The sequence below is a fragment of the Xenorhabdus ishibashii genome (genome assembly GCF_002632755.1).
In the GTDB taxonomy this organism is placed as follows: domain Bacteria; phylum Pseudomonadota; class Gammaproteobacteria; order Enterobacterales; family Enterobacteriaceae; genus Xenorhabdus; species Xenorhabdus ishibashii.
Genome location: NZ_NJAK01000001.1, coordinates 1,041,330 through 1,065,035, shown reverse-complemented (window position 1 = coordinate 1,065,035; position 23,706 = coordinate 1,041,330). Strand labels below are relative to the sequence as shown.

The window sequence follows — 23,706 nt, the reverse complement described above, 5'->3', positions numbered from 1 at the left end:
ATGCTCTATTTTTTCAATTTTTATAAAAATGTTACAAGCAAGTTGTTTGGGTAACGATATACTGATAGATATTCGGCTAATGTGCTATGGCTTGGTGCTGCCATTGACTTTCAGAGGAAGAGAAAAATGGGGAAACATATTTCAATAACATTGGGTAACATCGAACCTTTAGCTTATAAACCACAGATCAAACCTGGGAAAATTGCACTCGTTTGTGAAGGTGGTGGTCAGAGAGGTATTTTTACCGCCGGTGTTTTGGATGAATTTCTCCGTCTTGGCTTTAACCCGTTTGAACTGTTCCTTGGGACATCTGCGGGAGCGCAAAATCTTTCTGCCTATATTTGTGGTCAGAGGGGATATGCACGCAAGGTAATCAACCGTTATACGACCGACCCCGCTTTTTTTAATCCATTACGCTTTGTGCGCGGTGGGCATCTGGTCGATTTAGATTGGTATATTGATACCGTGTCTGAGCAGTTACCACTCAATCTTTCCGTCGCAATGCGACAGTTTGATGCTGGACGTGAATTCTACATGTGCGCTTGTCGTTCGGATAATTTTGAACCGAATTACCTGCATCCTGATGATAAAAACTGGATGGATATTATCAAAGCTTCAAGTGCCATTCCGGGGTTCTATCGTAATGGGGTTACTCTGGGGGATGTGGTTTATCAGGATGGCGGCATTTGTGATGCAATCCCAGTGCAGGAAGCTTATCGTCGAGGTGCGGATACTATAGTGGTGATCCGTACCGTTCCTTCACAGCTTTACTACACTCCCCAGTGGTTCAAGCGCGTAGAGCGCTGGTTAGAGGCCAGCAGCTTGCAAAAAATGGTCAAGATGCTCAACCTCCATGCACAGAGTTATCGCCGGACACAGAAATTTATCGAAAATCCACCGGATGGCGTGCAGATCTTCGAAATTTATCCACCAGCACCATTGGCTACAATGGCTTTGGGCAGTCGGCTTAGTGCGTTAAATCAGGATTATCATTTGGGACGGCGTTGCGGGCGATATTTTCTGGCAACGATTGGGCACACTTTTGTTGAAGGAAAATTTGGGGATGCAGAACGTAATAGCTATGGAGTATGCCGTACAGGGTTAAGTTCTGAACACCACTGTTTTCGGCGAAACCATTTCCTAAACAGTGGCAATCATTGCCCGTCAGCGGAATCTCCTGCACCTGATGTGATGGAACATAGACAAACAACAGGAACTTTTATGATGGATAATCTGGATAATTAAATGTTTATTGATACACATTGCCATTTTGATTTTCCCCCTTTTACTGGTGATGAAATAGCAAGCCTGCAACAAGCCAGACAAGTGGGCGTGGAAAAAATTATTATCCCCACAGTAAGTCAAATGAACTTCCAGAGAGTTTCTGCGTTGGCTGAGGCTTATGCGCCAATTTATGCCGCATTTGGTTTACATCCACTCTATATTGCTGAACATCAAGAGGTTCACTTGGATGAGTTGGAGCAAAAACTACAGAAAAAAGAGGCCAAATGCGTAGCGGTAGGTGAAATTGGCCTTGACCTTTATATGCCAGATCCGCAGTTTGAAAAGCAGAAAAGTATGTTAGAAGCACAGCTAAAACGCGCTAAACAATATGATCTACCTGTCATCCTCCATTCCAGAAAAAGCCATGATCAATTAGCGGCAATATTGAGAATACATAAGTTACCACGAGCAGGGGTTATTCATGGTTTTGCGGGGAGTTTATCCCAGGCTCAAGCTTTTATTCGCCTGGGGTTTTACATTGGTGTCGGCGGAACAATTACCTATGACAGGGCGCAAAAGACACGTAACACCATTTCACAATTACCCCTGTCATCTTTGGTATTAGAAACGGATGCGCCTGATATGCCGTTATCAGGGTTTCAGGGGCAGCCAAATCGGCCAGAAAGAGTTGCACAGGTTTTCGCCGCATTGTGTGAGTTACGAAGAGAGCCGTCAGATGAAATCGCCAATCAAATTTACCAAAATAGTCTGACCTTATTTGCACTGCGTTGACTTATAACACATTAATAATACTTAATTTATATTCTTTGCCTATTTATCCCGTTTTTCATCTTTTTCTCCGTTAAATTATCTAATTCCATCGAAATTAGGTGGTTTTGTGTGATGAATATCTCATTTTTAGTTTTTATATTACTTTTTGTAGCATTAATTTGTGATGTTAGTTGCTTGTTCCTTTTTAGTCCTAGGTATAATCGGCTCGCACACAATGTCAGTAGGAACTTATCGAATAACTGACATATTTTCTTATTATTTATTCAGTGAACAGGGATTCTTCCAATGCAACTCCTTATGAGCCTGATCGGGATGGTAGTGCTGGTTTTTATCGCAGTACTTTTTTCCAGTAATTATCGAGCTATTAAAATCCGCACTGTCCTGGGCGCCTTTCTGATTCAGGTTGCTGTTGGGGCATTTGTACTTTACGTACCAGCCGGTAAAGACATTCTGGAAGGAATGTCAGCAGGTGTTTCCAATGTGATTGGATATGGCCAAAAAGGGACAGATTTTATTTTTGGCGGACTGGTTTCCGACAAAATGTTTGAATTGTTTGGTGGTGGTGGCTTTATCTTTGCCCTGCGTGTTCTGCCCGTGATTGTTTTCTTCTCATCACTTATTGCGGTGCTGTATTACATGGGCATTATGCAGATTATCATCAAAATATTAGGTGGTGGATTGCAGAAAATATTGGGAACATCACGAACTGAATCTTTGTCTGCGACTGCGAATATTTTCGTAGGTCAAACTGAGGCTCCTCTGGTTGTACGCCCATATATTTCGACCATGACACAGTCTGAGTTGTTTGCCGTTATGTGTGGCGGTTTAGCTTCAGTTGCGGGTTCAGTTCTGGCAGGCTATGCATCCATGGGCGTTCCATTGGAATACCTGATCGCAGCTTCATTTATGGCTGCACCAGGTGGTTTGCTGTTTGCGAAATTGATCGTGCCAGAAACAGAAAAAACCCATGATACGGCTGATGCCATGTCGTTGGTTGCCGCAGAAGAGCGCCCGGCAAACGTAATTGATGCTGCGGCATCGGGGGCGGCATCGGGTATGCAGTTAGCCTTGAATGTTGGTGCAATGCTGTTGGCATTCACCGCATTGATTGCGTTGCTGAACGGTATCTTAGGTGGTATTGGCGGCTGGTTCGATTATCCTCAATTATCGATGGAACTGATTTTGGGTTGGGTCTTTGCACCAATCGCCTACCTGATCGGTGTTCCATGGAATGAAGCAACAATTGCAGGCTCTTTTATCGGGCAGAAATTAGTGGTCAACGAGTTCGTGGCATTTATGAACTTTGGTGAATACCTGAAAGCGGATGATGTTGTTCAGGCCGCAGGTCTACAGGTGCTTTCTGACCATACTAAGGCAATTATCTCTTTTGCCCTTTGTGGCTTTGCTAACTTGTCTTCTGTCGCGATCCTGTTGGGCGGCTTAGGTGGTATGGCACCAAACCGTCGCGGTGACATTGCCCGTTTCGGCTTGAAAGCTGTATTGGCAGGTTCACTCTCTAACTTGATGAGTGCAACAATTGCCGGATTCTTCCTCTCGTTGTAAGACGCAGGAAATCTATATCAAATTGAATGCAGGTGAGATTTCTCACCTGCTTTTGTTTTAAGTCTGTTGTCTGATTCAGTGACGATAATAATACCGTTGGAGAGTTTTATGACCGATTTAACTGCCGCCGCTCAGCGTGCGCTGGGTTTGATGGATTTAACTACACTTAATGATGATGATACAGATGAGAAAGTGACTGCACTTTGTCGTCAGGCAAACAGTCCAGCCGGACATACGGCAGCTATCTGTATCTACCCACGTTTTATCCCTGTGGCACGTAAGGTATTGCGCGAGCAAGGAACTCCTGATATTCGCATTGCCACGGTGACTAATTTCCCACATGGCAATGATGATATCGACATTGCACTGGCTGAAACTCGTGCTGCCATAGCTTATGGTGCTGATGAAGTGGATGTTGTTTTCCCTTATCGCGCTTTGATGGCGGGTAATGAGCAGATTGGTTTTGACTTGGTAAAAGCCTGTAAAACAGCCTGTTCTGAATCAGGCGTCTGGCTAAAAGTCATTATTGAAACGGGTGAATTAAAAGAAGCAGCTTTGATTCGTAAAGCATCGGAAATTTCAATTAAGGCTGGAGCGGATTTCATCAAAACCTCAACCGGTAAGGTTCCTGTTAATGCAACACTGGAAAGTGCCGAAATTATGTTGAGTGTGATCCGTGATATGGACGCAGGAGATCGCGTTGGCTTTAAACCGGCAGGCGGTGTGCGCACTAGCGAAGAAGCGGCACAATATTTGGCGTTGGCAGAACGTATTATGGGAGACAGATGGGTTGATTCCCGTCATTTCCGTTTCGGAGCTTCCAGTTTGTTGGGGAGTTTGCTGACTACGCTTGGACATCAGAACCAAAAGCAGAGTAGTGGTTATTGAGATCAATAATGACTGATTGCACACACGTTAAGATAGTGTGCGTTACTGCCATTCTTTTCAGATAATCATGATTGGGAGGTAGCTTTGTTTCTGGCACAGGAAATTATCCGCAAAAAACGTGATGGTCATCCATTGAATGAAGAAGAGATCCGCTTCTTTATTAACGGTATCCGCGATAATACGGTTTCCGAAGGGCAGATTGCTGCACTGGCAATGACTATCTATTTCCATGATATGACGATGGCGGAGCGTGTCGCACTGACATTAGCGATGCGTGATTCTGGAACTGTTTTAGATTGGAAAAAATTAAATTTACCCGGACCGATTGTCGATAAACATTCGACGGGCGGTGTGGGAGATGTCACTTCCCTGATACTTGGCCCAATGGTGGCGGCTTGTGGGGGATATGTGCCGATGATATCGGGACGTGGCTTGGGGCATACCGGAGGAACGCTGGATAAATTAGGATCCATTCCCGACTTTGATATTTTCCCTGATGAGCACCGTTTCCGCGATATTATTCGCGACGTAGGTATTGCCATTATCGGGCAAACAAATTTGCTGGCACCTGCGGATAAACGTTTTTATGCGACACGTGATATTACGGCAACTGTTGATTCTATTCCTTTGATCACTGCCTCCATCTTGGGTAAAAAACTGGCCGAAGGACTGGATGCTTTGGTCATGGATGTGAAAGTGGGTTCCGGGGCATTTATGCCAACCTACGAACAGTCGGAACAACTGGCAGAAGCTATCGTTAAAGTCGCTAATGGTGCAGGTTGTAAAACCACGGCACTATTGACGGATATGAATCAAGTTTTGGCATCCAGCGCGGGTAATGCTTTGGAAGTGCGTGAAGCCGTTCAATTCTTGACGGGAGAATACCGTAACCCTCGGTTATTTGAAGTTACTATGGCACTATCTGCTGAGATGCTGGTTTCAGGTAATTTGGCTATCGGTCGTGACGATGCATACCGTAAGCTACAGGCAGCACTGGACAGTGGACGGGCGGCGGAAACATTTGGTCGTATGGTGGCAGCGCAGAAAGGGCCGACTGATTTTGTCGAAAATTATCCCCGCTACCTCCCGACTGCGGAATTCGTCAGGCCAGTATTGGCTGGAGAAGTATTGTCTGAACAGATATTAGCGGGAAAAAATTGCATCGTTGCAGAAATGGATACCAGAGCCTTAGGCATGTCTGTTGTTGCATTGGGCGGAGGACGTCGTAAGGCGACAGATCCGATTAATTACAGTGTGGGGCTGAGTGATATCGTTGCGCTGGGCACAAAAGTGAACGCGGATACTCCCTTAGCAATCGTTCATGCCAATAGCGAGAGTGCCTGGCATGAAGCCGCAGAAGCAGTACGTAAGGCGCTTGTTTTTAAGGAAAGCGAGACACAAGCCACCACACCTATGGTTTATCGTTATATCCGTGGATAAATCATACAAGCATTTAAATTGATTTTAATAGCTGGCAGTTTCCGCATTGATAGCGTGAATTGACGCAGGAGAACATTATGAAACGTACATTTATCATGGTATTGGATTCCTTTGGTATCGGTGCAACGGCTGATGCTGAAAAGTTTGGTGACGAGGGATCTAACACTTTGGGTCATATTGCAGAACGTTGTGCCCTTGGTGAGGCTGATATTGGCCGTAAGGGGCAGCTACACTTGCCAAACCTGAGCCGTTTGGGATTGGGTAAGGCAGCGGAAGAGTCTTGCGGAACGTTCCCAATTGGCCTGGATAAAGATGCCGAAATTATCGGTGCTTATGGTTACGCGAGTGAACTTTCTTCTGGTAAAGACACGCCGTCAGGACACTGGGAAATTGCAGGCGTTCCGGTGCTGTTTGACTGGGGTTATTTCCGTGACGAAGAAAACAGCTTCCCACAGGAATTGCTGGATAAACTGGTTGAACGGGCAAATCTGCCGGGGTATCTGGGTAACTGTCACTCTTCCGGTACCGTGATTTTGGACAAGTTGGGTGAAGAGCATATGAAAACCGGTAAACCGATTTTCTATACCTCTGCGGATTCTGTTTTCCAGATTGCTTGCCATGAAGAGACATTTGGCTTGGATCGTCTGTACGAGCTGTGTGAAATTGCTCGTGAAGAGTTGAATATTGGCGAATATAACATTGGTCGTGTTATTGCCCGTCCATTTGTGGGTGATAAAGCCGGCAATTTCCAGCGTACTGGCAATCGTCATGATTTGGCCGTTGAGCCACCCGCCCCAACTGTCCTGAAAAAATTGGTTGATGAAAAGAAGGGGGAAGTGGTTTCCATTGGCAAAATTGCAGATATTTACGCAAATGTCGGGATCACCAAAAAAGTCAAGGCGACAGGAATTGATGCCCTGTTTGATGCTTCGCTGATTGAAATGGAGCAAGCGGGAGATAACACCATCGTATTTACCAATTTTGTTGATTTTGACTCTTCCTACGGTCACCGCCGTGATGTTGCCGGTTACGCGGCAGCGCTGGAGTTGTTCGATCGTCGTTTACCTGAAATGCTGAAATTAGTTAAAGAAGATGACATTCTGATTTTAACCGCTGACCATGGTTGTGACCCGACTTGGGCGGGAACAGATCACACACGTGAACATGTTCCGGTTCTGGTTTACGGCCAAAAAGTTAAGCCAGGTTCACTAGGACATCGTGAAACATTCGCCGACATGGGGCAGACAGTAGCAAAATACTTCGATCTGACACCAATGGATTACGGTAAAGCGATGTTTTAATTTTTGGTGGAGACCTCAGCGTCTCCCCATTTTCATCTATTTTGATACGTAATAAAAACAAGGAAATAAAATTATGGCCACCCCACATATTAATGCTGAGATGGGCGATTTTGCTGATGTTGTTTTGATGCCAGGTGACCCACTGCGTGCAAAATACATTGCAGAAACTTTCTTGGAAGATGCCCGTCAGGTTAACAATGTCCGCGGTATGCTGGGTTTCACCGGTACTTACAAAGGCCGCCGCATCTCTGTTATGGGCCATGGAATGGGTATCCCATCTTGCTCTATCTACGCCAAAGAGCTGATCACGGAATTTGGTGTCAAAAAAATCATCCGTATTGGTTCCTGTGGTGCGGTCAGCAAAGACGTTAAGATCCGTGATGTTGTGATCGGTATGGGTGCATGTACTGATTCCAAAGTAAACCGCCTGCGTTTTAAAGATCACGATTTCGCAGCGATTGCTGACTTTGATCTGGTTCGTCATGCAGTGGATGCAGCGAAGGCGAAGAATATCAATACGCGTGTCGGTAATATCTTCTCTGCGGATCTGTTTTATACACCAGATCCTCAAATGTTCGACGTAATGGAAAAATATGGCATCCTGGGGGTTGAAATGGAAGCCGCGGGTATTTACGGTGTTGCTGCTGAATTTGGGGCAAAAGCGTTGGCGATTTGTACTGTGTCTGATCATATCCGTACTGGTGAACAAACCACCGCGGAAGAGCGGCAGAATACATTTAATGACATGATCGAGATTGCGCTTGAATCCATTTTGCTGGGCGATAATTAAAAAATTGTAAATAATTTACGCGTTTGATTAAAAAATCACAAGCCCTTTCCGTCATTGGAAAGGGCTTTTTGTTTATAAATTATATGTCAATTTATGCCTATTATTAAGAATAGGCTTTAGTCGTTTATTTAATAGGTGTTTTCTATTTTCTAATTTGATTAGAAAATGAATAAAAAGATAATAATCTTAATATAATTTAAACAGTATTTTTAAGAAATATTTTCAATTAATAATTAGCTTGTTAATCATATTTATTGGATAAATATTCTGTTTTTATCTTAACTTTCCAGATAATCATGATAATAAAAACTAAATGTTATGATTATATCAGGATAATAAAATGAACCTTCCTTTCAGGTAGATAAAATAGAGCAATAAAACAACGCCAATTAAGATGCTGAATTACTAAACATTGCTCGATATAACTCAGGGGAATAACCCAAAATTGAGAGATAATTAGTAATATATACTACTCGTTATGCGTACTTTTTTGCAAAAACTCATATTTCATATGACGTTAAGGAGCATAAGTAGTTTTATTATCTGAAATTTGACTTAAGGTTTATTATGTAGAATGATATTGCCGGTTTGGTTTATTTTGACAGATTATGATCCATGTCAAAAAACTAAATAATCATTTGCCTAAGTGTCAGAAATTAATTTCTGTGCTTCGGCTTCCTTTTGGTTATTAATATCTATTTTTCGATTAAAGGAATAAGTAAAATTATGAAACTGAACAAATTAGCGATGGTTGTAGGTTTTGGTGTGGCTTTAGCTGCTGGTGCGGCAAGTGCGACTAATCAAGGTAGTGGTACAGTTAAATTCAGAGGTTCTATCATTGATGCGCCTTGCTCAATCAAAAACACCAATGTTGAAGTTGATCTGGGCGCTGTTTCCAGTCACGTTCTGAAAGATGGCGGCCGCTCAGCTTCCAAATCTTTCAAAATTGAATTAGAAGGTTGTACTACTGAGACTCAAAAAAGCGTGAAAACCACCTTTACTGGCGCAGAAGCGAGTGAGAAAGGTTTACTGGCTATCGAAGGTACAGCACAAGGTGCAGCAATCGCAATCACTAACCACGGAAACAAAGTGATTCCTTTGGGGACAGAATCAGACGCAATGTCTCTGCATGATGGCAACAACGATCTGAACTTCGCGGCACATCTGAAAGGTTTGACAGTAGTAGGGGAAGACGGTAAAGGCACTGGAGAAGTGAAACCTGGTGATTTCACTGCTATCGCAAACTTTACTTTAAACTACCTATAATATTACAAGCTATCTGATAATTTTTATTGCTTGAATATCAGGAAATTCACTTTAATTGTTAATCTTGACTTTCCTGATAATATATTTAGGGTATTTCTGGGATATAACGTGTAAGTAAGGTATGACTACAATATTCTGTAACAAGATCTATTTTATTGATGTAAATCAATATTATTCATGATTGAGTAAACAGATTGTGTCATTAACAAAATGATCCCTATAGTGGTAAACTGAAATACCCTTTTTTTATTTATTTAATCAGTGAAATATAAACAGAGAACGTAACATATTACGGCTAGGCAGGACATGTGGCTATCTCTGCAACTTCAGTATCGGTCAGGCTCCTCAATTTAGATCGATGAACTTTAATGACGCCATGTATGAGGTAAGAACTCCTGTACGCTTACAGACTTGGTTATGTCTGACAGCGGCTAATTTCAAACTGGATGATTAACGATTCATTGTTCAGAGGGTGCTATGGCTTTGTTTTCAGATTCTATGAATCATGGTTTTTTATTTGATAATAGAAAAGTAATCAGTAATAAAAAGACAAACAGTAATAGAGATAATGTGATTAATCAAAAAAGAGTAACTAATAAAATAAAAAAGGAGCACCTACTATTCGGAATTAATCCTCTTTTTTCTCTTATACTGTTTGCATTGTCTGGCGTTCAGGTTGCTCATTCCAGATCATCAGTTGAATTCAATATTGGTGCATTAGATATCAGTGAACGTGCCAATATTGATTTGGATAAATTTGCCCGTGCAGGTTATATCATGCCGGGGAATTATATGATGAGTGTTCGGATGAATCAGCATGAACTTTCGGATACCTATTCTATCGATTTTATTGCACCGACTGATGAGCCAAAAGGTAGTGAAGCCTGTATATCTCCTGAATTGGTGAAACAAATCGCCCTGAAACAAAACTGGATAGAAAAATTAGTCTGGCAGAATGAGGGGAAATGCCTTGATTTTAATTCGTTGCCTGGTATGTCAGCCAGAGGTGATCTCGCCACTTATACGCTTTATTTGATCATACCCAAAATTTATCTGGAATATGACTTACCCGATTGGGACCCCCCTGCTCGTTGGGATAATGGGATACCCGGACTACTGTTTGATTATAACGTTAACGCACAAACCTCTAAACCTGTTCACGGTAGTAGCAACCAGCAGATAAGTGCTATTGGAACAGCAGGAATGAATGTCGGGGAGTGGCGTTTTCGGGCAGACTGGCAGGCCAGATATAACCATTTCAAAAGCCAGGATGGTGATAAATGGGGGAATTCTGAGGGAAGAAAGCGTGATTGGGATTGGAGTCGTTACTATGTATATCGTGCTATCCCTCGTCTGGAAGCGAAATTGACATTGGGTGAGGATTACCTCAATTCCAGCATCTTCGATAGTTTCCGCTATACGGGTGTCAGTTTAGTGACTGATGAAAATATGTTACCACCGAATTTACGTGGATATGCGCCTGAAGTCACAGGTGTAGCACGGACTAATGCCAAGGTGACAGTCAGACAACAGGGGAGAGTGCTGTATGAAACTCAGGTCGCTTCTGGTCCATTCCGTATTCAGGATCTTAGTGATGCAGTAGTAGGAACATTGGACGTCAGAGTCGAAGAGCAAGACGGTAGTGTACAAGAGTTTCAGGTTAATACTGCGACTATTCCTTATCTGACCCGTCCCGGACGAGTACAGTACAAACTTGTTGGTGGCCAATCCACTAATGATAAACACCGTCGCGAAGGGCCTGCGTTCGGTCTGGGTGAATTCTCGTGGGGAATTAACAATGGCTGGTCGCTGTATGGTGGTCTTTTAGCTGCGGGAGATTATAACGCCTTATCACTGGGGATCGGCCGCGACCTGGTGATGTTTGGTGCATTGTCGTTTGATATGACGGAATCGAGGGCAAGATTACCGGGAGAAAACAAAACGCTGACAGGTGGATCTTATCGTCTTAGTTATTCGAAACGTTTTGATCAATATAACAGTCAGGTGACATTTGCCGGATATCGTTTCTCTGAGCGCAATTTCATGAATATGGGGCAGTATATCGATCGCCGCTATCGCAACGTTTCTTCCAATAGCGGTAAGGAGATGTACACCATTACCTTCAATAAGCAATTTATAGATATTGGTTTAACTGCTTACCTTAACTATAGCCATCAAACTTACTGGAATCGGCCAACAAACGATCGCTATAACATTTCCTTATCCAAGTATTTTGATATTGGGCGTTATAAAAATATCAGCGTCAATCTGTCAGCCTATCGTAACAATTTTGACAATAAAAAAGATGATGGCATGTATCTGAATCTTTCCATCCCGTGGGGAGAAAGTGGCACTGTCAGCTACAACGGATTGGTTAATCGTCAGGGCAATGCACATACAGTGGGTTATTTTGATCGTATTGATGATCGCAATAACTATCGTATTTCAATGGGTACGAGTGTCGATGGCAGGGCATCCGTTGATGGCTATTATAACCATTATGGTGATCAGACATTACTCACTGCCAGTGCCAGTTATCGGGATGGTGGCAATACTACGGCAGCCCTTGGCCTGCAAGGTGGCGTAACGGTAACGGCAAAAGGGGCTGCCCTGCACCGTACTAATATGCCTGGCGCAACTCGCCTGATGGTAGATACAGAAGGGGTTCGCAATGTGCCTATTCGAGGATTTGGTTCAGCGGTACATACTAACTATTTTGGTAAAGCTGTGTTGGCTGATGTGAATAGCTACTATCGTAACAGAGCGAATATTGATTTAGATAACTTACCTGATGATGTAGAGGCACTGCGTTCTGTTCAGCAGGCAACATTAACGGAAGGTGCGATTGGTTATCGTCAATTCCAAGTGATATCAGGAAGTAAAGCGATGACAATTATCCGGTTACCGGACGGCTCATTCCCACCTTTTGGTGCTTCTGTCTTGAATTCTGTTCAGCGTGAAATCGGGATTGTCAGTGATGAAGGATATGCTTATCTGAGTGGAATAAATCAGGGGGAAAAACTGCAAGTGCATTGGGATGGACAAACCCAGTGCGAGATTACCGTGCCAGATGAAATGACGTCAGAGTCTTTAACTTCACTTTTGCTACCTTGCCAGTTTTTAACAGATGATAATAAGTAAATTGGAATGAAACTATCCGAAAAATCGTTATTTAATAAAGTATTATATTTGTTTGATTTGAAAAATGCGGTGATTGGCTAGTGCAGCACATAAACATGAGTCTCTTTTGAGCTTGAGCAAATTACACTATGAAACTGAAAAATATTCTAATGATAACCGCTATGACGGTAAGCTGCTTGATGCCGATTCATCAGGCAACGGCAGCGATAGCGTTAGATCGCACTCGTGTGATTTTTAATGGAAACACAAAATCTGTCAGCCTGAATATTGAAAATCAGCATCTTGATTTGCCTTATTTGGCACAGGCATGGATTGAAGATGATAAGGGAAATAAGATCAATAGTCCGATTGTGGTTGTTCCACCGGTACAACGTGTTGAGGCTGGTGCGAAGAGTCAGGTCAAAATTCAAACACTGCCGGCGATAGCCCAATTGCCACAAGATCGGGAAAGTCTGTTCTATTTCAACATACGTGAAATTCCACCACGCAGTGAAAAATCAAACGTGCTGCAAATCGCTTTGCAGACCCGTGTCAAATTGTTTTATCGCCCTGACGCTGTGATTGCACGCCGTATTGATCTTGATAATCCCTGGCAGGAAAAACTCACCCTAACCCGTGAAGGTAATCAATATATGGTGAATAACCCGACACCTTATTACATCACTATTTCAGAAGCATCGAACAAGGTGGACGGTAAAAGTGTAGAGGAATTTACACCTCTTATGTTGGCACCCAGAAGTAGTGAAAAACTTGGAGGCACCGCTAATTCATTAGGTAATACCCCAGTACTGACTTATGTCAATGATTATGGTGGACGTCCACAGTTAACATTTACTTGTAGTGGCAATACCTGTGCAGTGACAAAAGTTGTGACTAATGGAAACTGATTGAGTTGTATTGATGACGCGCCGTCAATCAAGGTGTTGGCGGGGCATCAACACAGAATTAGCCGAAATATGGTGAGTTTTTTCGGTAACTAGTTGGATAAATGTAGGGTAAATAATAATGAATCCGTTAAGCATCAGATTATCCAGATATGTATTGCCGATACTGTTTCTTTTCGGCATTGGTAGCCAGCAAAGTGCATATGCACGGGATAATCTGCGTCAGGATGTCAGAATTACGCTAACTGTACTTGCTCCCGCTTGTTCGATTAAGACAGAAAGTCAAAACATAGAAGTGGATTTTGAAAACATTCTTAACAACGATCTTTATCTGAAGCATCGTACAAAGGGTAAGCCATTTTATCTGTATTTAACGGATTGTGATCCTCAGATGATAAAACGGTTAAAGATCAAATTTTTGGGAGAAATGAGCCAAGAGCTACCGGGGTTGTTGGCAGTGAGATCTAACGATCGTCTTCATGGCATTGCTATTGGTATGGAAAAAATTGATGGTACACCGATGCCGTTTAATAAAACCAGTGAATTTCCATTATTAGCTAATAGCAGAGATAACAAGATTACATTCCAGGCGTATGTACAAGCTACTCCTCGCGTTATTCAAGAGAAAAAGATTGGTTTTGGTCCATTTACTGCAATCGCGACTTTTGAAGTTAATTATGACTAGTCATGCTGACTGGTTTTTCATCCACGATCTTTAGTTAAAGTTTAATGCTATTGGAAAATAAGTTATGCACCATATTAAAAAATCGTTGTTGAAGCTAGCAGCCCTGTTGTTTTTGGTCAGTGCCATAAATGCCTATGGTGGGGCTTATGTTATGCCGGTTAATACGATCCCATCAGGTAATCAAGCGATTACAACTATGGAAATCATTGCATGGACAGAGGAAGAAGGGATCCCCAATCCTTGCTATGAAAGGAATCCATGCTATGTTGGCCCAGATGTTCAATATAGGGGCGAGTGGAAAAAGCCAGGAATGCATGGCTCCTGTAGAGAGGCAGAGGTGTGCCTGAGTGATGCTCATCAATACCCGACAACCGCTGACGTTATGCGAGCTTATAAACAAAAATTTGGCATTCCTCTACGGGTAACGTTTACCATCATGAGCACAAATGCGGATTGTATTGGTTTGTTTTATACAACTGATATAAAAGAGGGATATGGTTGGGCTGAACAATTTCCCAATTCCACTTGCAATAAAATGCCGCCTCCAAATCAAAGTTGTGAAATTAATTTACCTTCTGAAATTGCTTATGGGGAATTAACCGCGACAGAAATAAATAATGCGACCCGATCAATTGACGGTAAATTTAAATGTACTGCTTATAGTAACGCAATTATATTGCATGCCAAATCAACTGATAATGAAGACAAGGTTTACCTCGATTCCAATAAACAAATGTATTCAACGTTGCAAATTAATGGAAAGAATGCGGCAAACGGCGTGAGGGTCACAACACAAAGGCCAAATGAATACACGAATTTCAAACTGACGTCAGTATTGCACACACTAACTCCCCCGAAAGCCGGAAAATATGAAGGTACTGCAATAGTTTATTTAACTTATTTATAAATTGAGAGTAGAAATATTATGCAAGTCAGTATGCTGGTAGGAAAAAGAATCCAAATGAAAAGAAAAGAAATTGGAGTGACAGCAGCAGAGCTGGCAGACAACATTGGAGTTAGCCATCAGCAATTGTCACGTTATGAACGCGGAACCAATAAAATAAGCCTGGAGCATTTGGTTGCTATTTCTATCGCCCTGCAAACGCCGGCAAATTGGTTTTTAGAGGATTGTTTTACTCCCCCTAAGGTTCATATGAATAACCAATATACTTGTGTAGCAGAAACAATTCTGGGTTTATAATATTGAGTTTAATTGATAGTAGCCATTCCCATTCAGGAATGGCTTTTTTTCAGAAAGATACCGCCAAAAATGACGGTATCTTATTTGGTAGCGTTATTTTAGGTATATTTATTTGGCAATTTTAGCATGCATCTCTTGTACAGAAATAACCTGCTCAGTAGGATCAGCACTCAGTGCCATCGTCGTTGCAAAACCACCATTCAAGGTTGTGTCATAGTGCACTTTATATTGCAATGCACTGCGACGCAGCAGTTTTGAATCTTCAATCGCCTGGCGACCCGCAGTGGTATTAACGATATAGTCGTATTCACCATTTTTGATCCTGTCCTGAATATGCGGGCGTCCTTCATGAACTTTATTTACCAAACGTGGATTGATCCCTGCTTCTCCCAATACAATGGCTGTACCGTGTGTCGCGTCCAGTTCAAAGCCGTGTTTAAGTAATTTAGCTGCCAAATCGACAACACGCTCTTTATCACCTTCGCGTACAGACAATAGCGCCCGGCCTTGCTTACGCATGGTGGAATTACTGCCTAACATCGCTTTTGAAAAGGCTTCGGCAAAAGTACGGCCAACTCCCATGACTTCACCGGTAGAACGCATTTCTGGTCCCAGAATGGGGTCAACGCCTGGGAATTTATTGAATGGCAGTACGACTTCTTTCACGGAGTAGTAAGGTGGAATGATCTCTTCAATAGTACCTTGCTCAAGCAGAGATTGGCCTGCCATCACACGTGCTGCTATTTTTGCCAGCGGCATACCCGTTGCTTTGGAAACAAATGGGACGGTACGTGCTGCACGTGGGTTTACTTCAATCAGATAAACTTCGTTGTCTTTCACCGCAAACTGGACGTTCATCAGACCACGGACACGCAGTTCAAAGGCCAGTTTTTCAACTTGCTGGCGCATAACATCCTGAATTTCTTTGCTTAAGGTATAAGCTGGTAAAGAACAAGCTGAGTCACCGGAGTGAACACCCGCTTGCTCGATATGTTCCATAATGCCGCCAATCAGGACACGTTCACCATCACAGATAGCATCCACATCAACTTCAACAGCATCATCAAGGAAACGATCCAGCAGAACCGGCGCATCGTTAGATACACTCACCGCAGTTTGGAAGTAACGGCGCAAGTCTGACTCGTCGTATACGATTTCCATTGCACGTCCCCCCAGCACATAAGATGGGCGGACGACCAGTGGATAGCCAATCTCATTACCTTTTTCAACCGCCTGCTCGATAGCGGATACAGTGGCATTGGCTGGTTGTTTCAGGCCAAGACGATTAACGGCTTGCTGGAAACGCTCACGGTCTTCTGCACGGTCAATGGCATCAGGGCTGGTGCCAATAATGGGTACACCGGCTGCTTCCAGTTCACGAGCCAGTTTCAGCGGCGTCTGGCCGCCATACTGGACGATAACGCCTTTTGGTTGTTCAACCCGCACGATTTCCAGTACGTCTTCCAGTGTAACAGGTTCAAAATAAAGACGATCGGAAGTGTCATAATCGGTAGAAACTGTTTCTGGGTTACAGTTCACCATGATGGTCTCAAAACCATCTTCACGCAGAGCCAGAGCAGCATGTACGCAGCAATAATCGAACTCAATGCCTTGCCCGATGCGGTTCGGGCCTCCGCCCAATACCATGATTTTCGGTTTGTCGCTGTTCGGATTGGCTTCACATTCGTCTTCGTATGTGGAGTACATGTAAGCAGTATCTGTAGCAAATTCTGCCGCACAGGTATCAACACGCTTATAAACTGGATATAACTTGTAGTCATAGCGGAGTTTACGGATCTCTTTATCAGAGACTCCCACCAGTTTCGCCAGACGCGCATCAGCAAAACCTTTACGCTTAAGGTGGCGCAGGAAATCAAGGGTAAGGCCGTTAATACCTTGTTCTGCAACTTGTTCTTCCAGACGAATCAACTCTTCAATTTGTATCAAGAACCAGCGGTCGATATTGGTCAGGTTAAAGAGTCCGTCAACGGACATACCAGCACGGAAAGCATCAGCGATATACCAAATACGCTCAGCACCTGCATCTTTCAATTCACTGCGGATTTTGGTCAGGGATTGTGGATCATCCAGATTAACTTTGGCATCAAATCCGGTCGCACCGACTTCCAGACCGCGCAGAGCTTTCTGCATGGACTCTTGGAAAGTACGGCCAATTGCCATCACCTCACCAACAGATTTCATCTGAGTGGTTAGGCGGTCATTGCTGCCGGCAAATTTCTCAAAGTTGAAGCGAGGAATTTTCGTCACAACATAATCGATGGAAGGCTCGAAAGACGCTGGGGTGAGTCCGCCCGTGATATCGTTCATCAATTCATCAAGGGTATAACCGATAGCCAGTTTTGCGGCGATTTTCGCGATTGGGAAACCTGTTGCCTTGGAAGCCAATGCTGATGAACGGGAAACTCGTGGGTTCATTTCAATGACGATCAGGCGGCCATTTTTCGGGTTCACTGCAAACTGAACGTTTGAACCACCGGTTTCCACACCAATTTCACGCAATACCGCCATCGAAGCGTTACGCATGACTTGGTATTCTTTGTCGGTCAGTGTCTGTGCTGGCGCTACGGTGATGGAATCACCGGTATGGATACCCATTGGATCGAAGTTTTCAATCGAACAGACGATAATGCAGTTATCGTTTTTATCCCGCACCACTTCCATTTCATACTCTTTCCAGCCAATCAGGGATTCATCGATCAATAATTCATTGGTTGGAGAAAGATCTAAGCCACGTTCACAAATTTCTTCAAATTCTTCACGGTTGTAGGCGATACCGCCACCGGTTCCGCCCATCGTAAAAGAAGGGCGAATAATGCAAGGAAAACCTACGTCTTCAGCGACTGCCAGTGCTTCTTCCATCGTGTGGGCAATGCCAGAACGAGCAGTGTCCAAACCGATTTTCTTCATCGCCTTGTCAAAACGCTGGCGGTCTTCTGCTTTATCAATGGCATCAGCGGTAGCACCAATCATGGTGACATCAAATTCTTTTAGTACGCCCTGGCGCTCCAGCTCCAGTGCACAGTTTAGTGCCGTCTGCCCACCCATTGTTGGCAGGATGGCATCAGGACGCTCTTTTTCAATGATTTTGCGCACGACTTCCCAATGGATCGGCTCGATATAAGTTGCATCAGCCATTTCAGGATCGGTCATTATCGTTGCTGGGTTCGAGTTTACCAGAATGACGCGATAACCTTCTTCCCGCAGCGCTTTACAAGCCTGTGCGCCGGAGTAGTCAAATTCACAAGCCTGTCCAATAACGATTGGGCCAGCACCTAAGATCAGGATACTTTTAATATCAGTACGTTTTGCCATTTTTTTCTTCTCCTGATTATTTGGTGTTCTGAACGTTTGTCAGGCGATATTGCTCAATTAACTCGATAAAGTGATCGAACAGCGAAGCGGCTTCATGTGGGCCAGGGCTGGCTTCCGGGTGCCCCTGAAAACTGAATGCTGGCTTGTCAGTACGATGAATGCCTTGCAATGTGCCGTCAAAAAGTGACTTATGTGTTACACGCAGATTGGCTGGCAGTGAACTTTCATCAACCGCAAAACCGTGGTTCTGTGCAGTGATCATGACAACATTGCGATCCAGATCTTTAACTGGATGATTTCCGCCATGATGACCAAACTTCATTTTCACTGTTTTTGCGCCACTGGCGAGAGCCAGCAATTGATGTCCCAAACAGATACCAAACACAGGAATTTCGGTATTCAGGAACGTTTTAATTGCTTCAATAGCATAATCGCATGGCTCTGGGTCACCAGGCCCATTGGACAGGAAAATGCCATCCGGTGCCATTTTCAGCACTTCATCTGCGGGGGTTTTTGCCGGCACAACGGTAACGCGGCAACCGCGATCTACCAACATACGCAGGATATTGCGTTTGACCCCAAAATCATAGGCCACAATGTGGTAAGGCAATTCTTGCTCTTTGCGAGCTTCGGGTAGCCCATCCTCTAATGTCCAGCTTCCTTGTACCCATTGGTAAGATTGTGTTGTCGTGACTTCTTTTGCCAAATCCATACCTTTCAGGCCAGGAAATGCTTTTGCTTTTTCCAGTGCAATTTGAGCATCTGTCTCATGACCTGCAATGATACAGCCGTTCTGTGCCCCTTTTTCTCTTAACAGGCGGGTCAGTTTACGGGTATCGATATCTGCGATAGCAACGATATTATGACGTTTCAGGTAATCAGACAGGTTTTCTTCACTGCGGAAGTTACTGGTCACTAAGGGTAAATCACGAATAACTAAGCCTTGGGCTTGAATGGCGGGGGATTCTTCATCAGCGGCATTGATGCCGACATTACCAATATGGGGATAAGTAAGAGTAACAATTTGGCGGGAATAGGAAGGGTCGGTAAGTATTTCTTGATATCCGGTCATTGAGGTATTGAAGACCACTTCCCCAACAGCCACACCTTCAGCACCAATGGCGCGACCGTGAAATTGGGTTCCATCTTCTAGAACCAATATAGCTGACTTAATCAAAACGCCCTCCAAGATGAATAATAAGTCGCATCCGATGCATATTAATTCAGAATTAATCCTTAAAATCAATGCCAATCATGATTTTTGTCAAAATTTTGGCAAATTGCGCGCATTCTAATGATGAGAAAGGGGGTTGTCTATAAAAAATGGCATTTTTATTGGCTTTTTTACAACTCTTGATCTGAGTTTGAATAAATGTAGCTGAAAAATATAAGGAAAGGGTGAGCAGATAAACGATTATGGTGAGAGAAAACTTGAAAATAGAAAAAACATATGGTTTTTTTCGTATTTATGGGAAAAAAATAATAAAAAGGCTAAGTATTATTATATAAATAGTAATTAAATTAGGTTTTCAATCATAATTTATTCATATGTCGTTATTACACAATTATTTTAAAAATAATTGTGTAATAATATATGGTTATGATATTTTATAATTAAATTTCATCAAGATTTAGCACGTCTTTCATATCATAAAGACCTTTATTTTTTCCTGTTAGCCACATTGCTGCCTTAATTGCGCCATTAGCAAATGTCATACGGCTTGAAGCCTTGTGGCTTATCTCTACACGTTCACCGATATCAGCAAAGATCGCGGTATGCTCTCCCACAATATCACCTGCTCGTATGGTGGCAAATCCAATGCTTTTAGGATTTCGCTCTCCTGTATGGCCTTCACGGGCATAAACTGCGCTTTCTTTGAGATCGCGACCCAATGTATTAGCGATGGACTCACCCATTGCTAATGCTGTTCCTGATGGAGCATCTACCTTATGGCGATGGTGGGCTTCAATAATCTCGATGTCAGTATATTCCCCCATAACTACAGCGGCTTTTTCCAGCAATTTTAGTACCAGATTGACGCCGACACTAAAATTCGCGGCAAAAACAATGGGGATCTCACGGGAGGCTTCTGCAATGGCTTGTTTACCGGCATCATCAAAACCTGTTGTGCCGATAACCATTGATTTGCGATATTGGCGGCAAATGGAGAGGTAAGCCAATGTGCCTTCAGGGCGAGTAAAATCAACCAGTACATCAAAGTGTTCAATGACCTGATGCAGGTCATCACTGATAATCACGCCGTTTTTACCAATCCCAGCCAGCTCTCCAGCATCGGTTCCCACCAATGAAGAACCGGAACGCTCTAATGCTGCGCCAAGTGTAACCCCCTCCAACAACTGGACAGCCTGAATAAGGTGGCGTCCCATGCGCCCGCCAGCGCCCACGATAGCAACACGAATATCTGCATCAGCCATAAGGCCCTCTCTGTAAATCATTTTTAATTGAGGTAACAAAGGAAAGTTCTACAGCTTAACTGTCAGGAGACGGTTGCGCCAGACTTAGGTAAAGGTCATTAGAAAAACAGCGATCAGACAGTCAGTTATAAAAAATACTGAACAGCAGATAGTGTGCTACATGGCGTTATTTCTCTGACTAGATAATCAGAATGACAAGGAGCATGGTAATCAGAATTAAATTGCTATAAAAAAAGTGCTACCTTGGGGGTATTTTCTCATTTAATATAGTTGAGTCGTTATCGAAAATACATTTCTATTCATATTATTAATTAAACAATTTAAGTGCAAATATTATGTTTATTAATGTAAATAAAAGGATGGATAGAAACTCATTGTAAAAATGGCGTTATATTTTTATTTGGTAATTAAATAATTTTATTCATTGGAGATAACATTATGTTCAGATCAAAATCTTTTAATATTCATCAACCTTTAGTATCTGGCTCTTTAATCCGAGCTCAATCCTTTTCGGAGAAGTGGCCAAGCTCAGTCAATATAAGAGCATCCATAGTCATTAACGAAGTTAGTCCAGAAGAAGCATCAAGAGCAATGACGAAAATAAGAACGGATATGAAGGATAATAGTTGGAAATATCTTGTTGATTCAATTGGTTGCGATGATGAGCAAAAAAAATGGAATAGCCGGTTTACTAAGGCGTTTGAAATATTGGGTAGTATATCACTTAATGCAAAACTACGTACAAAAGAGTCGGGAATGTCATTTTTTGTTGCTTATTTCAGGGGGATTCCTATAGGGGGATTGTTGCTTTCCACGGGAGATAATTACTTCCCTGCTCTTCCTAAAGTTATTTATTTAGCAATTCATTGCGGTATTCGAGGTTGTGGTGCTTTACTGATTGAACAGGCAGTAAATAAATCACAAAAATGGGGGAAGAACGGTAATCTACAACTTAATCCATTACGTGAAGCTATACGGGCATATTTGGATATGGGATTTGTTGAGACAGAAACTCACATGGAATTACATCCTGAGAGAAATGACAAATGGAAATATAATGAGGCAACTGATACTTATAGATATATGTTTAGCTAAATTTCAGACTGAGTACTCAAGACATCGTAATGTATTCGGATTTTTGTGGGAGATCGGGTCGGGATTAATTTCTTATCCCTCCCAACCCATCTTCCAACCTGAAAAAAACCGAGTTTGAATTTGCTTAATTTTGAAAGCGTTGGGCTTAAGCTAATTAACCTCTTTCACTTCAACCCGTAACTCTTTCGGTACTTCAAAAACAATATTTTCTTCTCGACCATGCAGTTCGTTAACTGTTTCTGCGCCGAAAGTTTTCAAGCGTTCAATCACCTGTTGTACCAAAATATCAGGTGCCGATGCCCCCGCCGTGACACCCACTGCGCTGACACCTGTGATCCACTCTGGCTGGATATCTTCGGCAGAATCAATCAAATAGGCAGGCTTGCCTACGCGTTGCGCAAGTTCCGCCAGACGATTTGAATTTGATGAGTTTTTAGAACCAACAACTAACACTACATCAGTCCCTAATGCCAAATCACGTACCGCTTCCTGGCGGTTAGTTGTGGCATAGCAGATATCATCTTTGCGTGGGCCGACAATCTTGGGGAACCTTGCATTAAGTGCATCAATCACTTCTGAGGTGTCATCAACAGAAAGTGTTGTTTGGGTCATAAAACAGAGGTTATTTTCATCTTTAACTTGCAGTTTCCACACATCTGCCGGTGATTCCACCAGATACATTCCCCCGTTGGGGTTATTGTATTGCCCCATTGTGCCTTCTACTTCAGGGTGACCAGCATGTCCGATTAAAATCGCCTCTTTGCCTTTGCGACTTGCCCTTGCTACTTCCATATGAACTTTGGTGACCAGCGGACAGGTAGCATCAAACAGCATAGTTAAATGACGGGAACGGGCTTCTGCACGAATGGCCTGGGAAACACCATGTGCAGAGAAGATCAAAATGGCACCATCAGGCACTTCTGAAATTTCTTCAATGAAAATGGCACCACGCTTCCTAAGGTTGTCAACCACATAACGGTTGTGTACCACTTCATGGCGAACATAGATGGGGGCACCGTACAATTCCAGTGCGCGTTCCACGATGCTGATGGCACGATCAACACCAGCACAGAAACCACGAGGGTTAGCCAGCAATATTTGCATGGGTTTCCTCCAACTGAGGGTCAATTTCCAGCACTTCAATTTCAAAAGTGATGTTTTGTTCAGCCAGCGGATGGTTAAAATCAACAGTAATGGAACCTTCAGCCACTTCTTTGACAAATCCCGGCATTTCACTGCCGTTCATGGCTGTAAATAACATGATGGTTCCTACTTCTGGGACACCGGCATCGGAAAAATCGCGAGGGGTGAAGTATTGGACTAAATCGGGGTTGTGTTTGCCAAAAATAGTTTCCCCAGCCAGCGTAAATTGGTGCTTATCACCAACTTTCAACCCAAGAAGCTGCTCTTCCAGTGGGGCAGAGAGGCTACCATCACCGAGACGGAATAATGCGGGTTTACCTTGACTATAAGTCGAGTCTGCCGTAGAGCCATCATCCAGCTTTAATGTGAAATGTAATAAAACTGCACTGTGCGTTTGCACCTGCATTGACATGTTGCTCAAGCCTTTTACTTAAAAATGATTGCTAGTATACCGCTATTAGGTATAGACGAAGTTACCAGCCCCAGTTAACCATGCTGGGGCTGGTTTATTATCATTCTTTCAA

General features: G+C 43.1%; 19 protein-coding genes. 14 read left to right on the top strand and 5 right to left on the bottom strand.

Annotated features, from left to right (window positions below; all coding sequences use genetic code 11):
• Positions 1-126: 126 nt before the first annotated feature.
• The 13 genes from Xish_RS04960 (at position 127) to Xish_RS04900 (ending at position 15,175) form a co-directional block, all read left to right on the top strand.
• Positions 127-1,245 carry a patatin-like phospholipase family protein gene (locus Xish_RS04960; protein WP_099116966.1) on the top strand — a complete coding sequence of 373 codons (1,119 nt, stop codon included), beginning with the start codon at positions 127-129 and terminating at the stop codon, positions 1,243-1,245.
• A complete protein-coding gene (locus tag Xish_RS04955) occupies positions 1,246-2,016 on the top strand; it encodes a TatD family hydrolase (protein WP_099116965.1) in 771 nt (256 codons plus the stop codon).
• Between the two features lie 297 nt (positions 2,017-2,313).
• On the top strand, positions 2,314-3,579 hold the full coding sequence (locus tag Xish_RS04950) for a NupC/NupG family nucleoside CNT transporter (RefSeq protein WP_208614840.1): 1,266 nt from the start codon (positions 2,314-2,316) through the stop codon (positions 3,577-3,579).
• 108 nt (positions 3,580-3,687) lie between these two features.
• Positions 3,688-4,467 carry a deoxyribose-phosphate aldolase gene (deoC, locus tag Xish_RS04945; RefSeq protein WP_099116963.1) on the top strand — a complete coding sequence of 260 codons (780 nt, stop codon included), beginning with the start codon at positions 3,688-3,690 and terminating at the stop codon, positions 4,465-4,467.
• Between the two features lie 84 nt (positions 4,468-4,551).
• Positions 4,552-5,907, top strand: a complete 1,356-nt coding sequence (gene deoA, locus Xish_RS04940; protein ID WP_099116962.1) for a thymidine phosphorylase — start codon at positions 4,552-4,554, stop codon at positions 5,905-5,907.
• A gap of 77 nt (positions 5,908-5,984) precedes the next feature.
• The gene (gene deoB / locus Xish_RS04935) at positions 5,985-7,208 is read left to right on the top strand and encodes a phosphopentomutase (protein ID WP_099116961.1); all 1,224 of its coding nucleotides are present in this window, start codon (positions 5,985-5,987) and stop codon (positions 7,206-7,208) included.
• Between the two features lie 73 nt (positions 7,209-7,281).
• Positions 7,282-7,998: a purine-nucleoside phosphorylase gene (deoD, locus tag Xish_RS04930; RefSeq protein WP_099116960.1), complete on the top strand. Its 717-nt coding sequence runs from the start codon at positions 7,282-7,284 to the stop codon at positions 7,996-7,998.
• Between the two features lie 726 nt (positions 7,999-8,724).
• Positions 8,725-9,264, top strand: coding sequence for a fimbrial protein (locus Xish_RS04925; protein WP_099116959.1), 540 nt, complete (start codon positions 8,725-8,727; stop codon positions 9,262-9,264).
• A 498-nt stretch (positions 9,265-9,762) separates the two neighbouring features.
• Positions 9,763-12,405, top strand: coding sequence for an outer membrane usher protein (locus Xish_RS04920; RefSeq protein ID WP_099118672.1), 2,643 nt, complete (start codon positions 9,763-9,765; stop codon positions 12,403-12,405).
• Positions 12,406-12,533: 128 nt separating this feature from the next.
• Positions 12,534-13,292, top strand: coding sequence for a fimbria/pilus periplasmic chaperone (locus Xish_RS04915; RefSeq protein WP_099116958.1), 759 nt, complete (start codon positions 12,534-12,536; stop codon positions 13,290-13,292).
• Positions 13,293-13,410: 118 nt separating this feature from the next.
• Complete coding sequence (locus Xish_RS04910; RefSeq protein ID WP_099116957.1) at positions 13,411-13,974, top strand: fimbrial protein; 564 nt, start codon at positions 13,411-13,413, stop codon at positions 13,972-13,974.
• A gap of 64 nt (positions 13,975-14,038) precedes the next feature.
• Entirely contained in the window at positions 14,039-14,881 is an 843-nt protein-coding gene (locus tag Xish_RS04905) for an MrpH family fimbial adhesin (RefSeq protein WP_099116956.1), read from the top strand.
• A gap of 18 nt (positions 14,882-14,899) precedes the next feature.
• Entirely contained in the window at positions 14,900-15,175 is a 276-nt protein-coding gene (locus Xish_RS04900; RefSeq protein WP_099116955.1) for a helix-turn-helix domain-containing protein, read from the top strand.
• A gap of 108 nt (positions 15,176-15,283) precedes the next feature.
• Here Xish_RS04900 and carB read toward each other — a convergent pair whose 3' ends face one another.
• The 3 genes from carB to dapB form a co-directional block, all read right to left on the bottom strand.
• A complete protein-coding gene (gene carB, locus Xish_RS04895) occupies positions 15,284-18,508 on the bottom strand; it encodes a carbamoyl-phosphate synthase large subunit (protein WP_099116954.1) in 3,225 nt (1,074 codons plus the stop codon).
• A gap of 16 nt (positions 18,509-18,524) precedes the next feature.
• Positions 18,525-19,685: a glutamine-hydrolyzing carbamoyl-phosphate synthase small subunit gene (gene carA, locus Xish_RS04890; RefSeq protein ID WP_099116953.1), complete on the bottom strand. Its 1,161-nt coding sequence runs from the start codon at positions 19,683-19,685 to the stop codon at positions 18,525-18,527.
• Between the two features lie 437 nt (positions 19,686-20,122).
• Entirely contained in the window at positions 20,123-20,944 is an 822-nt protein-coding gene (dapB, locus tag Xish_RS04885; protein ID WP_099116952.1) for a 4-hydroxy-tetrahydrodipicolinate reductase, read from the bottom strand.
• A 438-nt stretch (positions 20,945-21,382) separates the two neighbouring features.
• Here dapB and Xish_RS04880 point away from each other — a divergent pair, with 438 nt between their 5' ends.
• Entirely contained in the window at positions 21,383-22,039 is a 657-nt protein-coding gene (locus tag Xish_RS04880) for a GNAT family N-acetyltransferase (protein WP_099116951.1), read from the top strand.
• A gap of 150 nt (positions 22,040-22,189) precedes the next feature.
• Here Xish_RS04880 and ispH read toward each other — a convergent pair whose 3' ends face one another.
• Entirely contained in the window at positions 22,190-23,143 is a 954-nt protein-coding gene (gene ispH / locus Xish_RS04875) for a 4-hydroxy-3-methylbut-2-enyl diphosphate reductase (protein WP_099116950.1), read from the bottom strand.
• The gene (gene fkpB / locus Xish_RS04870) at positions 23,124-23,594 is read right to left on the bottom strand and encodes an FKBP-type peptidyl-prolyl cis-trans isomerase (RefSeq protein WP_099116949.1); all 471 of its coding nucleotides are present in this window, start codon (positions 23,592-23,594) and stop codon (positions 23,124-23,126) included. The genes ispH and fkpB overlap by 20 nt, the downstream gene beginning before the upstream one ends.
• Between the last annotated feature and the right edge of the window lie 112 nt (positions 23,595-23,706).